Source organism: Nitrospira sp. (assembly GCA_037045225.1).
Classification (GTDB): domain Bacteria; phylum Nitrospirota; class Nitrospiria; order Nitrospirales; family Nitrospiraceae; genus Nitrospira_A.
The window spans coordinates 1,186,901-1,200,571 of record JBAOHZ010000009.1 but is presented as its reverse complement, the minus strand read 5'-3'; the positions used below and the strand labels follow the sequence as shown (position 1 = coordinate 1,200,571).

12 protein-coding genes are annotated in these 13,671 nt (G+C 60.4%); 11 read left to right on the top strand and 1 reads right to left on the bottom strand.

What is annotated here, in order from left to right; all coding sequences use genetic code 11:
- Positions 1 to 11: 11 nt before the first annotated feature.
- The 9 genes from V9G17_06235 (at position 12) to gnd (ending at position 11,489) form a co-directional block, all read left to right on the top strand.
- Positions 12 to 1,457 carry a cytochrome b N-terminal domain-containing protein gene (locus V9G17_06235; protein MEI2752184.1) on the top strand — a complete coding sequence of 482 codons (1,446 nt, stop codon included), beginning with the start codon at positions 12 to 14 and terminating at the stop codon, positions 1,455 to 1,457.
- The gene (locus V9G17_06230) at positions 1,454 to 1,819 is read left to right on the top strand and encodes a hypothetical protein (protein MEI2752183.1); all 366 of its coding nucleotides are present in this window, start codon (positions 1,454 to 1,456) and stop codon (positions 1,817 to 1,819) included. The genes V9G17_06235 and V9G17_06230 overlap by 4 nt, the downstream gene beginning before the upstream one ends.
- Positions 1,820 to 2,158: 339 nt before the next feature.
- The gene (locus tag V9G17_06225) at positions 2,159 to 3,145 is read left to right on the top strand and encodes a sugar phosphate nucleotidyltransferase (GenBank protein ID MEI2752182.1); all 987 of its coding nucleotides are present in this window, start codon (positions 2,159 to 2,161) and stop codon (positions 3,143 to 3,145) included.
- A gap of 73 nt (positions 3,146 to 3,218) precedes the next feature.
- Complete coding sequence (tkt, locus tag V9G17_06220) at positions 3,219 to 5,324, top strand: transketolase (protein MEI2752181.1); 2,106 nt, start codon at positions 3,219 to 3,221, stop codon at positions 5,322 to 5,324.
- A gap of 33 nt (positions 5,325 to 5,357) precedes the next feature.
- Entirely contained in the window at positions 5,358 to 8,237 is a 2,880-nt protein-coding gene (locus V9G17_06215) for a bifunctional transaldolase/phosoglucose isomerase (protein ID MEI2752180.1), read from the top strand.
- Positions 8,238 to 8,283: 46 nt separating this feature from the next.
- Positions 8,284 to 9,669: a glucose-6-phosphate dehydrogenase gene (gene zwf, locus V9G17_06210; GenBank protein MEI2752179.1), complete on the top strand. Its 1,386-nt coding sequence runs from the start codon at positions 8,284 to 8,286 to the stop codon at positions 9,667 to 9,669.
- Positions 9,670 to 9,730: 61 nt separating this feature from the next.
- Positions 9,731 to 10,204: an ROK family protein gene (locus tag V9G17_06205; protein ID MEI2752178.1), complete on the top strand. Its 474-nt coding sequence runs from the start codon at positions 9,731 to 9,733 to the stop codon at positions 10,202 to 10,204.
- On the top strand, positions 10,188 to 10,400 hold the full coding sequence (locus V9G17_06200) for a hypothetical protein (protein ID MEI2752177.1): 213 nt from the start codon (positions 10,188 to 10,190) through the stop codon (positions 10,398 to 10,400). Before V9G17_06205 ends, V9G17_06200 begins: the two co-directional genes overlap by 17 nt.
- Positions 10,401 to 10,487: 87 nt before the next feature.
- Positions 10,488 to 11,489 (top strand): decarboxylating 6-phosphogluconate dehydrogenase, encoded by a 1,002-nt coding sequence (gene gnd / locus V9G17_06195; GenBank protein MEI2752176.1) that lies wholly within the window; start codon positions 10,488 to 10,490, stop codon positions 11,487 to 11,489.
- A gap of 175 nt (positions 11,490 to 11,664) precedes the next feature.
- Here gnd and V9G17_06190 read toward each other — a convergent pair whose 3' ends face one another.
- Positions 11,665 to 12,039 carry a hypothetical protein gene (locus V9G17_06190; protein MEI2752175.1) on the bottom strand — a complete coding sequence of 125 codons (375 nt, stop codon included), beginning with the start codon at positions 12,037 to 12,039 and terminating at the stop codon, positions 11,665 to 11,667.
- 296 nt (positions 12,040 to 12,335) lie between these two features.
- Here V9G17_06190 and V9G17_06185 point away from each other — a divergent pair, with 296 nt between their 5' ends.
- Positions 12,336 to 12,701, top strand: a complete 366-nt coding sequence (locus tag V9G17_06185; GenBank protein MEI2752174.1) for a hypothetical protein — start codon at positions 12,336 to 12,338, stop codon at positions 12,699 to 12,701.
- A 53-nt stretch (positions 12,702 to 12,754) separates the two neighbouring features.
- Positions 12,755 to 13,501: a methylated-DNA--[protein]-cysteine S-methyltransferase gene (locus tag V9G17_06180; GenBank protein MEI2752173.1), complete on the top strand. Its 747-nt coding sequence runs from the start codon at positions 12,755 to 12,757 to the stop codon at positions 13,499 to 13,501.
- Positions 13,502 to 13,671: the final 170 nt, after the last annotated feature.

Genomic DNA, 13,671 nt, shown 5'->3' with positions numbered 1-13,671 from the left:
GATAGGAGACCATGGCAGGAAAACTCTATGACTGGTTCGATGCCCGACTGAAGTTGAAGCCCATTGGGCAGACGCTGTTGGATGAACCGATTCCCGGCGGAGCCAGCTGGATCTATGTGTTTGGGTCGGCCACCCTGTTTCTGTTTTGCCTCCAGGCTACGACGGGCATGTTTCTGGCGCTTTATTACGTGCCGTCGCCGGATGCCGCCTATGACACCGTGCAGTTTATCCAGCATGAGGTCCTGTTCGGGTGGTTTGTCCGGGGGCTGCACCATTGGGGGGCATCGGCCGTGATGGTCGCCATCGGGTTGCACCTCCTCCAAGTCTATCTGTACGGCGCCTATAAACGTCCACGTGAGGTCATGTGGATGGTCGGCATCGTCTTGTTGTTGCTCATGTTGACCTTCGGCTTTACCGGGTATCTGCTGCCGTGGGACCAGAACGCCTATTGGGCGACCCAGGTCGGGACCAACATGGTGGCCTCGGTGCCGTTCGTCGGAGACATTCTGGTGCGGCTGTTGCGCGGGGGCGAGTCCTTAGGAGCCTTGACGCTGTCTCGCTTTTTCGCCCTGCATACCCTGTTTTTGCCGTCGCTCATCGTCGGGGGAATCCTGCTCCACCTGTTCATTCTGCGACGCGTCGGCCCCGCAGGTCCGTGGAACGAGGAGGAAGCGCGCCAGCGAAGCGAGACGTTCTATCCCCGCCAGGTCTATATGGATGCCGTGGTGATGCTGGGCCTCTTCCTGATTCTGGCGGTGCTGGCCGGCACGATTGAGTTTCCGTTGGCCGACCGAGCCGACCCGGCCGATCATACCTTTACGCCTGTTCCGGAATGGTACTTCCTCTTCTTCTACCAGCTGCTGAAATACATGTCCGGGCCGCTGGAACCCTTGGCCACTTGGGGCTTACCGATCCTGGTCATCCTGGGCTTATTGTTGCTGCCGTTCTTGGATCGCAATAAGGAACGGCGACCACGCTCACGTCCGGTGGCGGTGTTCGCCCTCACGATGTTCCTTGTGACCATTTTCGCATTGCTCGGGATCTCGATCCGGGACCTCCACGCGCTCCCCAAAGTGGATCCGTCCCTGGCGCGTGGAAAGGTGCTCTTCGCGCAGCATCATTGCCTCGCCTGTCATAGCCTGCATGGAGAGGGTGGCAAGGTCGGACCGGATCTCTCCTATGTGGGCGATCGGCGGACGGATCGTGATTGGCATATTCGCCATCTCCGGGACCCGGCATCGGTCTCTCCCGGGTCCATTATGCCGAAATTTCCCCTGTCCGACCGGGAGGTCAATGACTTGGCCAGTTTTCTGTTGAGCTTGAAGGGTGCGGCCGCCGCTCCGACGAAAGGCGCACTCGAAACAGAGGAGACGGAATACGCCGCGGTGCCGTCTGTCGGCGTCGCGTGGTCATGCCGGGCCTGTTTGTGGGCTGAAGAAAGAAAGGAACTGATATGACGCGCACCATTCTGAGCACCGTCTTGCTAATCGCGCTGGTGTCCTGCTCTGCCCTCGTGCATGCGGAGGTGTCTGGGTCGGACCGTACTCGTGGTGACGCCCCCTTGGGATCATCCGGCGAGGCCCCCGCGCGGCAACATTCTTGGGAAGGGTGGCTCAACCATGGCGTCCGTGAGGTCACGCCGGCGTCATCGATGCCACCACGCAGTCCCGACCTTGGGCGGGCGACGGCGCCGCTGACTCCTTCGATCGGGCCCGGATCCGGACTGGTCGGATCGGAAGGCGGCCGCGCGTCAGACCGGTGGCGATCGCAGCGCGACAGCGCGTTCGGCGAGTCTGCCGCTGAGCGGCGTACGCGGTAGAACCCTCGTCGACGGTCGTCATCATAGGAGCGATATGAACAGAATTCCGAGCAGGCGGTGGACCCTCAGGACGCCGGACGTGACAAGGCCGACGATCCTCATGGATTCCAAGGGGCCCTCAGAATCGAGTCACCTCCACGATCGCACAATGCTGAATCCGGGTCGGGGAGGATCACCAACGGTCGGTCGCTTACTCTGGAGACGTTCCAGGGAGTGGAAGCCGCAATGCTCGACCTGTATGCGACGGTGCGGAATACCTATGGGCAGAAGCGAGCGAAGGCGGTTCGAGAATAGGGGCGCCTGCCTACCCGCGGTAACCAGTCAGGGAAGGAGGAACAGATGACACAGCAAAACAACCAAGGGAAAACGTGGTCCATCGTGTTGGCGGGTGGCGAAGGCACGCGAGTGGGATCCTTCGTCGAGCGATGGTTGGGCCGGCCGAGACCGAAGCAATTTTGTACCTTTGTCGGCACACGGTCCCTGCTTCAGCATACCGTGGATCGGGCCGCGTGCCTCACCCCGGCGGAGCAGTCCATCCTGGTCATTGCGAAGTCCCATCGTCAGGAGGCCATGACGCAACTGGACGGGCGCGGGGTCGGGACGGTGTTGTTTCAACCTACCAACCGGGATACAGGGGCCGGCGTGTTTTTACCGTTGACCTACGTGCGGGCACGCGATCCCCAGGCGACCGTGATCATCTATCCGTCCGACCACTTCGTCTATCCGGAAGGGCAGTTTCTCGCCACCGTGCGAAATGTGGTCTTGGTGACCGAGCGGCTCCATGACCGCATCGTCTTACTCGGCGTAGCCCCCGATCGGCTCGAACTGGATTACGGCTGGATTCTACCCGGGGAACGGCTCACCGATTCTGGAGCGAGTCCGGTTCAGGCGGTGCGGGCCTTTCTCGAAAAGCCTACGGCGCAGGAGGCCGATGCGGCCCTGGCGACGCATGCGCTCTGGAATACGATGGTGATGGTGGCCAAGGTGGAGACGCTCTGGAGCCTGGGGCAGCAATGTTTCCCCGAACTGGTGGAACGGTTCGAACGACTCGGTCGGGCCATCGGAACATCGGAGGAGGCTCAGACCTTGGAGTCGATCTATCAGACCATGCCGAACAAGAATTTTTCTACCGATCTCCTCCAGCGTGTGCCGGATCGAGTGGCGGTGACGGAACTCACGAATGCGTTATGGAGCGATTGGGGACGGCCGGAGCGCATTGCTGAAGCGCTGCGTCGGACCGGCCTCACACCGGCCTTTCCATTAGATGCCCTTGGCAGTCCGTTCGCGCCGATTCATCAGGGGAGTCCTGTCGCCGTAAAGATGTAAGCGAGGCCATGGCATCCTCAGGGGAGCACGCACCGCAGGAACACGAAGTGTAGACCGAAGGAGTCCAGTCGCAATGAAGGCACAATCGATCGACCAGCAATGCATCAACACCATCAGGACCTTGTCGATGGATGCGGTCCAACAGGCGAATTCCGGACATCCCGGCACGGCCATGGCCCTGGCTCCCGTGGTCTATTGGCTGTGGCAGCATTTCCTGCGTTTCGATCCGCAGGATCCGATCTGGCCCGACCGCGACCGGTTCGTGCTCTCGATCGGACATGCGTCCATGCTGCTCTATTCGTTGCTCCATCTCACCGGCGTGAGGGCCGTCAATCCCGCGTATGAAACCGTGGGAGACCTGTCGGTCACGCTGGATGACATCAAGAAGTTCCGGCAACTGGAGAGCAAGTGTCCAGGCCATCCGGAGTATCGCTGGACGTCTGGAGTGGAGACGACAACCGGTCCCTTAGGGCAAGGTGTGGCCACGAGTGTGGGGATGGCCATGGCCGGCCGGTGGATGGGTACGTACTTCAATCGACCGGGTTTTCGGATGATCGATTATGACGTCTACGCCCTGTGCGGCGACGGTTGCATGATGGAAGGGGTGACGGGAGAGGCGGCCTCGTTGGCCGGCCATCTCAAACTGTCCAATCTCTGCTGGATCTACGACAACAACCACATCACGATCGAAGGGAGCACGCGTCTGGCCTTCAGTGAAGATGTGGCGACTCGTTTCAGCGCCTATGGGTGGAACGTGACACGGGTCTCCGATGCCAACGATCTGATGATGCTCGACCGCGCCATGATGGCGTTTCGACAGTGCGAAGATCGGCCCACCTTGATCATCGTCGATAGCCATATCGCCTATGGCGCGCCGCATAAACAGGACACCAGCGCCGCACATGGAGAGCCGTTAGGCGACGCAGAAATCAAGTTGGCGAAGCGCTCGTATGGATGGCCGGAGGATGCCTCGTTTCTCGTGCCGGTCGGAGTGCCGGAACATTTCCAGAGTGTCATGGGAGAACGCGGACGAATGGGGCGAGAGCAGTGGATGATGCGATTTTCCGCGTACCGGTCGGCGTACCCGGAGTTGGCAGACGACTTGTATCGAATGCAGCATCGGGATCTTCCGCGCGAGTGGGAGCGAGATGTGCCGAGCTTTCCAGTGGATCAGAAGGGGCTGGCCGGACGGGATGCGTCGGCCAAGGTGTTGAACGCCGTGGCAGGTCGAGTCCCTTGGATGATCGGGGGCTCGGCAGACCTGGCCCCCTCGACCAAGACTCGGCTTGTGTCTGACGGCGCCGGCGATTTTTCTGCCACCGACTATAGCGGTCGCAATCTGCATTTCGGGGTACGTGAACATGCCATGGCGGCGATCCTCAACGGCCTGTCCCTCTCCAAAGTGCGAGCCTTCGGATCGGGCTTTCTCATTTTCAGCGATTACGCCAAACCGGCGATCAGGCTCAGCGCGATCATGGAGATTCCCGTGATTCATGTGTTCACGCACGACTCGATCGGCGTGGGGGAAGATGGTCCCACCCATCAGCCCATCGAACAATTGGCGTCGCTGCGAGCGATTCCCGGACTCCTGGTGATTCGGCCGGCCGATGCCAATGAAGTCGTGGAGGCCTGGCGGGTCATCATGCCCCTTCATCATGAGCCGGCCGCACTTGTGCTCAGCCGACAGGCGCTTCCGACGCTGGACCGCACGAAATATGCTTCGGCATCCGGTCTGGCGCGGGGGGCCTATGTGTTGGCCGAGGCGCCGGGGGGACAGCCGGAAGTCCTGCTGCTGGCGACGGGGAGCGAAGTCTCGCTCTGCGTGGCAGCCTACGAACGCCTCATCGCGGAAGGAGTGCAAGTCCGTGTGGTGAGCATGCCGTGCTGGGAGCTGTTCGAACAGCAGAGTCCAGCCTATCGCGACCAGGTGATTCCGCCGCATGTCACGGCTCGGATTTCCGTCGAGGAAGCTGCCACGATGGGATGGGATCGTTATGTGGGGGCGACGGGGATCAGCATCGGGATGGACACATTCGGCGCGTCGGCACCCTTGAAGGAGTTGCAGCGAAAGTTCGGGTTTACCCCTGATCGCGTGATGGCTGCGGTCAGAGAGCAATTGCTCACAGACCGGTTGCGCGAGAAACCAATTCATCAGACGAGCGCAGGGGGAGAAGTGTAATCCTGTCACGACCATCTTCAAGGAGATACCCTAATGAACGTTTCACAGACCGCCACGATGAATCCGGTTCGTATCCTCTCCATGCTCGGACAATCCGTCTGGTTGGATTTTATCCGGCGGAGTTTCATGACTAGTGGGGAATTACAACGCCTCATCACCAATGATGGTTTATCTGGAATGACCTCGAATCCCAGCATTTTTGAGCAGGCTATCAACGGCAGCTCGGACTATGCCGAATCCCTGAGAGCGCTCAGGCTAGAGCCTGGTCTGAACGCGAAAGTCTGTTACGAATGGTTGGCCATCGAGGATATCCGGGCCGCGGCGGACCTTCTGCGCCCGGTGTATGCCCGGACGAATCGGCGAGACGGCTACGTGAGCTTTGAGGTCTCGCCTCATTTGGCCCATGACACCAGGGGCACGCTCGATGAGGCGAAGCGGCTTTGGGAGGCCGTTGGACGCGACAACCTGATGATCAAGGTTCCGGCCACTCAGGAGGGGATCAGGGCGATCGCTCCACTGCTCGAGGATGGGATCAATGTCAATGTGACCCTTATCTTCGCGCAGGAGAGGTATGAACAAGTCGCCGAGGCCTATCTCACGGGGTTGGAACAGTTGGCGGCGAGGGGCGGTGATGTGAGCGGCGTGGCGAGTGTGGCCAGCTTTTTCGTCAGCCGCATTGATACGGCGGTGGATAGCGCGATCGCCGCGCGCCTCAACACCGTCAGGGATGGCGCGGAACAGGCGATGCTCAGGAATCTTCGAGGGAAGATTGCCATTGCGAATGCCAAGCTGGCCTATCAGCGGTATCAAACGTTGTTCTCCGGGTCACGCTGGGAAGCGCTCGCTCAGCGGGGGGCGATGACCCAGCGGCTCCTCTGGGCCAGTACTGGCACAAAAAATCACGCCTACCGTGACGTGTTGTATGTGGAGGAACTGATCGGTCCAGAGACTGTCAATACGATCCCTCCTGCGACGCTCGAGGCGTTCCGTGATCACGGCCTTCCAGTCACTCGGATTACCGAGGGAGTCAATGATGCGAAGGCCAGCCTGCGGGACTTGGAGCGAGCGGGGCTCTCGATGAAGGCGATCACCGATCGGCTCTTGGATGAGGGGGTGCAGTTGTTCAGGGAGGCCTTTGACAAGCTGCTGCTTGCGGTCGAACAGCAATCCAAAGGGAACCCATCGGCTCTGGTCGATGGGCAATCCTATACGCTGCCGCAACACCTGGCTACCGCTGTGCAATCCTCGCTGAAGGCATGGAGCGACGGCCACAAGGTGCGACGGCTGTGGGATCGCGATCCGGCTCTCTGGACCAATCAGGACGAAAGCCATTGGCTTGGTTGGCTGGGCGTCACCGATCAACAGTTGGCTCATCTTCCGCTGCTCACCAATCTCGCCGAAGAAACCTGGCGCAGAGGATTCACCCATGCGGTGTTATTGGGAATGGGCGGTTCGAGCCTGTGCCCGGAAGTGCTGCGGAAGACGTTCGGAAAGCAAGCGGGGTATCCGGAGCTCCACGTGCTGGACTCGACCGACCCTGCTCAGATCCAAACCGTCGAGAACAGCGTGCATCTTGCGACGACATTATTCATCGTCTCGAGTAAGTCCGGCAGCACCCTTGAGCCGAACATCCTCAAAGAATACTTTTTTGACCGCCTGCAGCACCTCGTGGGAGCCAGAGCGGCCGTACAGCAGTTCATTGCGGTCACCGATCCCGGTTCGGCCTTGCAACACACGGCCGAGACCGATGGGTTTCGCCATCTCTACTTCGGGCTGCTCACGATCGGAGGCCGTTATTCGGCCCTCTCAAACTTCGGCATGGTGCCTGCTGCGGTGATGGGTGTCGACGTCGCCCAGTTTCTCGAACGTGCCGAGGAAATGGTGGAGGCCTGTTCTGCGTATGTGCCGGCTGAGAAAAACCCAGGCCTGGTGCTCGGGGCGATCCTTGGGGTGTGCGCCAATCATGGCCGCGACAAGGTGACGATCATCACCTCGCCCGGCTTGGCGGCGTTGGGCGCCTGGCTTGAGCAACTCCTGGCCGAGTCGACCGGTAAGGAGGGGAAGGGAATCGTTCCGATCGATCGTGAACCGCTTGGACCTCCTGAGGTCTATGGCGCCGACCGGTTGTTCGTCTATGTCCGGTTGCAGACAGAGCCCGAGAAGAGCCAGGACGAGGCCATCGACCTGCTTGAGCAGGCCGGCCAACCGGTGGTTCGTATTTCAGTGGCCGAGCGGTATGACTTGGGGCAGGAATTTTTCCGCTGGGAATTTGCCACGGCGGTGGCAGGGTCGATCCTGGAGCTCAACCCGTTTAACCAGCCGGATGTGGAGGCGAGCAAACTGGCGACCAAACAGTTGACGACGGAGTATGAACGAACCAAGACCCTTCCGCCGGAATCTCCGTTTTTCGAGGCGGAGGGGCTAAGACTCTATGCGGTTCCTCACTATGCGACGCTTCTTCAGTCGGCGGCGGGAGCATCGCCCTCGCTTAAGGGGTATCTCACCGCGCACCTGAATCGACTTGCCGCGGGCGAGTATTTCGCGCTCCTCGCCTATCTCGAAATGAGTCCGGAATATGACGCGGCCCTCCAAGCGATCCGCCATCGGGTGCGAGACCGGAAACAGGTCGCCACCTGCCTCGGCTTCGGGCCTCGATTTCTCCACTCCACGGGACAGGCCTATAAGGGTGGCCCGAACAGCGGCCTGTTTCTCCAGATCACTCACGACGATGCCGTCGACCTGCCGGTACCGGGCCAGCGTTATTCGTTCGGCATCGTCAAAGCTGCGCAGGCCCGCGGGGATTTCCAGGTCCTGGCGGAGCGAAATCGACGGCTGTTGCGCGTGCATCTGGGCGCCGATGTCCACGCGGGACTGGCGACGTTGAGGTCGGCTATGGAGCAGGCGTTGGCCTGAAGACGATGTTGTGGATGAAACCATGTGATTCAATCTGGGGGGCCTGATGAGCGACTCGCGTACAGACGTGCTCGTGCTGTTCGGTGCTACGGGAGATCTGGCGTTCAAAAAAATCTTTCCCGCCTTGCAGGCCATGATCAAGCGAGGACACCTAACGGTGCCGGTCATCGGGGTGGCGAAAGGGAATCGAACCATCGAACAGCTCCGAGATCGGGTCCGTGAGAGCCTCACACAGTTCGGCGGTGGAGTGGATGAGGCGGCCTTTGCCAAGCTCGTGCAGCTGCTGCAGTATATCGATGGCGATTATGAGGATGCGGGCACGTTCACCCGCCTCCGCAAGAAGCTCGGCGGTGCCCGGCACCCCCTCTATTACCTGGCGATCCCGCCGAGCGTCTTCCCCACCGCAGTCGAGGGACTGAGGACGTCAGGCTGCGCACAGGGCGCGCGGGTGGTCGTCGAAAAACCGTTCGGGCGGGATCTCGCCTCAGCCCAAGCGTTGAACCAAACCTTGCACCGGGCCTTCGACGAGTCGGCAATCTTCCGGATCGACCATTATCTGGGCAAGGAGTCGATCCAAAATTTATTGTATTTCCGCTTTGCCAATTCATTCCTCGAACCGATTTGGAATCGCGGCTACGTGGAAAGCGTGCAGATCACGATGGCGGAGCAGTTCGGCGTGTCCGGTCGAGGCAGCTTTTATGAAGAAACCGGGGCGCTTCGCGACGTGGTTCAGAACCACCTCCTGCAAGTGGTGGCGAATGTGGCGATGGAACCGCCCATCAGCGGAGCGGGGGAAGCGTTGCGCGATGAGCGGATCAAGATCTTTAAACGCATGCGGCCGCTGACCGAGCACACCCTGGTCCGTGGACAGTTTCGCGGCTATCGAACGGAAACCGGAGTGGCTTCCGATTCGCAAGTCGAGACATTCGCGTCGCTTCAGATCGAGCTTGATTCCTGGCGCTGGGCTGGCGTGCCGTTCTTTATCCGGGCCGGCAAATGCCTGCCGGTCACGGCGACGGAAGTCTTCGTGACCTTGAAGCGTCCGCCCCAGAACGTGTTTGCTGAGGCGCAGGGAGGGCAACGCAATTATGTGCGTTTTCGGCTCGGTCCCGATCGAATGGCGGTGGCTATCGGGGCTCGCGCCAAGGTGCCGGGGGAAAAGATGATCGGAGACGAGACCGAGCTCTTCGTCTGTCACCAGCGTGGCGACGAGATGGAGGCCTATGAACGGTTGATCGGCGATGCCATGATCGGTGATGCGTCGCTCTTCGCGCGGCAGGATGGCGTGGAAGCGACGTGGCGCGTGGTGGACCCAATCCTGAGGATGCCGACGACGGTGTATGAGTATGAGCCGGGCACATGGGGGCCGGACAAGTCTCAGGGGCTGATCGCTGCGTTCGGAGGGTGGCAGAGTCCGAAGGAGCATGAATGACGGCCGGGGTGGGCGGTGTCAGGTGGAATCTGACGGTGCGGTATGTCGCCGAGGGCAACCGATGAAGATCCTGGTGGTGGATGTCGGCGGCACGCACGTCAAGATGCTGCTGTCCGGGCAGCAGCCTGTGCGCAAGTTTCCTTCCGGACCGGGCTTGACGGCCCAGAAGATGGTCGCCGGCGTACTGAAGGCGATCCAGGGTTCGAAGTACGACGTGGTGTCGATCGGGTATCCCGGCCCCGTGATCCGCGGTGCACTGTTGGCAGAGCCCAAAAACTTGGGCGCCGGTTGGGTGCGGTTCGATTTCAAGAAGGCCTTCGGATGCCCCGTCACGTTGATCAATGATGCGGCCATGCAGGCCCTCGGCGGTTATGAGGGAGGCAGGATGCTGTTTCTCGGCCTGGGAACCGGGTTGGGCTCTGCGTTGATTGCAGACAATGTGATCATGCCGATGGAGCTGGCACATTTGCCGTACAAGAAAGACGGAACCTTCGAGGATTATGTCGGGCGCCGGGGGCTTGAGCGGCTTAGGTAAAAAGAAATGGCGACGCACGGTGGAAGATGTGGTGATCCGCCTGAAGCACGCGCTGGTGGCAGACGATATCCTGCTCGGCGGCGGCAATGTCAAAAAACTCAAGCACTTTCCGGAAGGTGTTCGTCTTGGGGGTAACGCCCATGCGTTCATCGGTGGAGAGCGCTTGTGGGCAGAAACAAAAGTGAATCCCCCGTGACCGTTCCGTCGAATCGGGCGGTGCGTGGCTGATGGTGAGTGATGGACAACCGCGAGGCGTCGGCGTGGCCGGAGTAGGGAGCAATCTATGCAACTGGGGATGATCGGATTGGGGCGAATGGGAGCCAATATGGTGAAGCGGTTGATCCGTGGCGGGCACCAGTGTGTGGTGTTCGACAAGGATTCTGAACAGGTCCAGCGGCTGGTTCTTGAGGGGGCTGTCGGGGCTGGTTCTATGGATGAGCTCATCCGGTGCTTAACACCACCGCGTATTGTGTGGGTGATGGTGCCGTCGGGCGACCCCACCGAGGCGACCGTGGAGGCGCTTGCCCAGCGGCTCAGTTCGAAGGACATCGTCATCGATGGAGGCAACTCCTATTTCAAGGATGATGTCCGGCGTGCCAAGGCGCTGGCAGTGAAAGGACTCCATTACGTGGATGTCGGAACGAGCGGGGGAACCTGGGGGTTGGAGCGAGGCTATTGCCTGATGATCGGCGGCCCCCAGCCCGTGGTGGCGCATCTTGATCCAATTTTTAAAACCCTGGCGCCTGGTCGGGGTGACATCCAACGGACCAAGGGGCGGGACGGAATGAAGGGAACGGCAGAAGACGGCTACTTATATTGCGGGCCAGCCGGCGCCGGCCATTTCGTGAAAATGGTCCACAACGGTATTGAGTACGGCCTGATGCAAGCCTACGCAGAAGGGTTCGATATTTTTCGGCATGCCAACTCGAAGCAGCTCCCTGAGGAGATACGATATGATTTGAACCTTCCCGACATTGCCGAGGTGTGGCGACGAGGCAGTGTGGTGGGCTCGTGGCTGCTCGACTTGACCGCCACTGCCATGGCGGATAATCCGGACCTGTCCAATTTTACCGGTTCCGTTCAGGATTCGGGCGAGGGGCGCTGGACGGTGATGGCGGCGGTCGAGGAAGGAGTGCCAGCGGAGGTCCTGTCGGCCTCGCTCTACACCAGGTTCCGATCGCGCCAAGACCACACCTTTGCCGAAAAGGTCCTCTCGGCGATGCGGTATCAATTCGGCGGTCATGTGGAGAAACCAGCCGAGCGAGAGTGCGCGAGCCAAAGATGACGCCAGAGATGCCTTGCCCTGAGTGTGCAGTCTGACGCGCAACGTGATGTGGGATCTGCGTGCATAGCGTGTACTATCGTTGCCTCACAAGGCTTGTCGGCACGCTGCTATCTCGCTCGCCGATCTCGCCACGTGACTCGGCGCTTTCGCGACGAACCGTCATGAATCATGCGGGCTAGGCCGCGGGCGGCGTTGGCTGGGTCGGTGAGTGAAAGGAATCGCCGATGACGAGCATCTTGAGCCGGTTGGAGTTCAGGTCGCCGAACTGACGGAATCCATACCGTGTCTGGGATCGTCGAACCGGATACAACTGCCCGTCTTTGGTTTTCTCCACCAACGTTTCCCGGTAATACTCGGTCGCCTTCCAGCCGAGCTCTTGGTCCAAGGTAATCGGGCCGACCCTCCCTCCGGCCTGACTTTCAAAGAATGGAATCCCGTCTCGAAGAAGATGGACGGAGCGAATTGCAAGTTCGCCGAGGCCGAGAATCACCCCCATGAGCACAATGACCAAGGCTCCCGAGGCGGTGATCAGTGTCAATTTCTTGCCCATGGATCCTCACGCCTCGAGAAGGGAACGGCTGTTCGCCTTGTGATGCGAATAGACCTCAACGCCATCGTTCCGGCGAAACCACTGTCGCATTATGAGCCACCCGCCGCTTGCGCGCTTTTTAGGGTTGAGGATGGATGGGTAGGCGTGCAAGATTAAGGCAAGCACGTTCTTGCTGTGTGCTCTGCCAGGTAATTCCCAGTACGGACCCTCAGCGATATCACAACCATGGTGCTCCCTGCGTGGGTATCACACGGCGTGGCCAGTGGTGGCTGCGCACACGAAAGGAATGACACGTGATGATGAAACAGCATGTGACGAAGTGGCGGATGAGGGGGTGGACTCTTGCGGTGTTGCTGGCGGCGACGTTCAGCGCCGGCTGTATGCATCATCCTGGGGGTATCGCGCCTTCCACGAAGCCCCTGGCGCCGGGTGGGTATATTGAATTGGGAAAGGTGCGCGGGCAGGATTGTGTCTATCATCTTCTTGGCCTCATTCCGATTACCGGGGGGAATGAGCTGAGGAATGCCGTCGAGGATGCGCTGCGCACGAAGCCGCTGGCGGATGCCATGGTGGAAGTCACCGTTGACGGCTATTTCCAATACTTCATCCTGTTCTCGCGAGCCTGCACGCAGGTGTACGGCACGGCCGTCGAAGTGAAGTAACGGGCGGATCGGCGGGGGATTGAAACGCCGGAAACGGAGTGTGGGCTGTGCCGATGAGGGGGAGAGTGCAGGGCGCTGGAGGATGGCAGGGGTATGCCACCGTCCATCGGGCGACGCGTGTGCGGCAGGAACTGGAGCGGCCTCGGTCGGTGACTAATGCGTTGTACCAGGCCGGATTTAATGCTTCCGGGCCTTTCTATGAAGCCTCGCATGCCCTCTTGGGCACGACTCCGTCACGCGACCGTGCCGGCGGCGCACAAGCCGATATCTGGTTCGCGGTAGGAGACTGTTCGCTGGGGGCGATCCTCGTCGCCCGAAGTGAGCGCGGGGTGTGTGCCATTCTGTTGGGTGATGATCCCGAAGCCGTGACGCGGGATCTTCACGACCGGTTTCCCCGTGCACGCCTCATTGGCGGGGATGCTGCCTTTGAGGGTCTGGTCGCAACCGTGGTCGGCTTCGTGGAAGCGCCGGGTCGAGGATTGAATCTTCCTCTCGACATTCGAGGCACGGCGTTTCAGCAGCGGGTGTGGCAGGCATTGCAACGCATTCCTGTTGGGTCGACCGCGACCTACGCCGACATCGCGAATCGCCTGGGGTTGCCCAAGTCCATGCGGGCCGTCGGGCAGGCGTGCGGTGCAAATCCGTTGGCGGTTGCCATTCCTTGCCATCGTGTGGTGCGCCAGGATGGAGGGCTTGCTGGCTACCGCTGGGGTGTTGAGCGGAAACGGATGTTGCTGGAGCGTGAGGCGACTGGCGCCTCACCGTCGGCACTCTCTGCCCAGCCTCCGTCCGCCTCATGAGAAATTTCTCCTGACCATCCCGACTGGCCGCGAACGTCATCCCCTCGGGAGATGGTGCATTTGCACCGCTGGTGGTGGGGATCCACCAGTCAATCCCATCTATCCTCATCTATCCAAGCCCATCCATTCATGGTGAAACTGGCGATTTGGCCTATTCCGGTTCGCCTCAT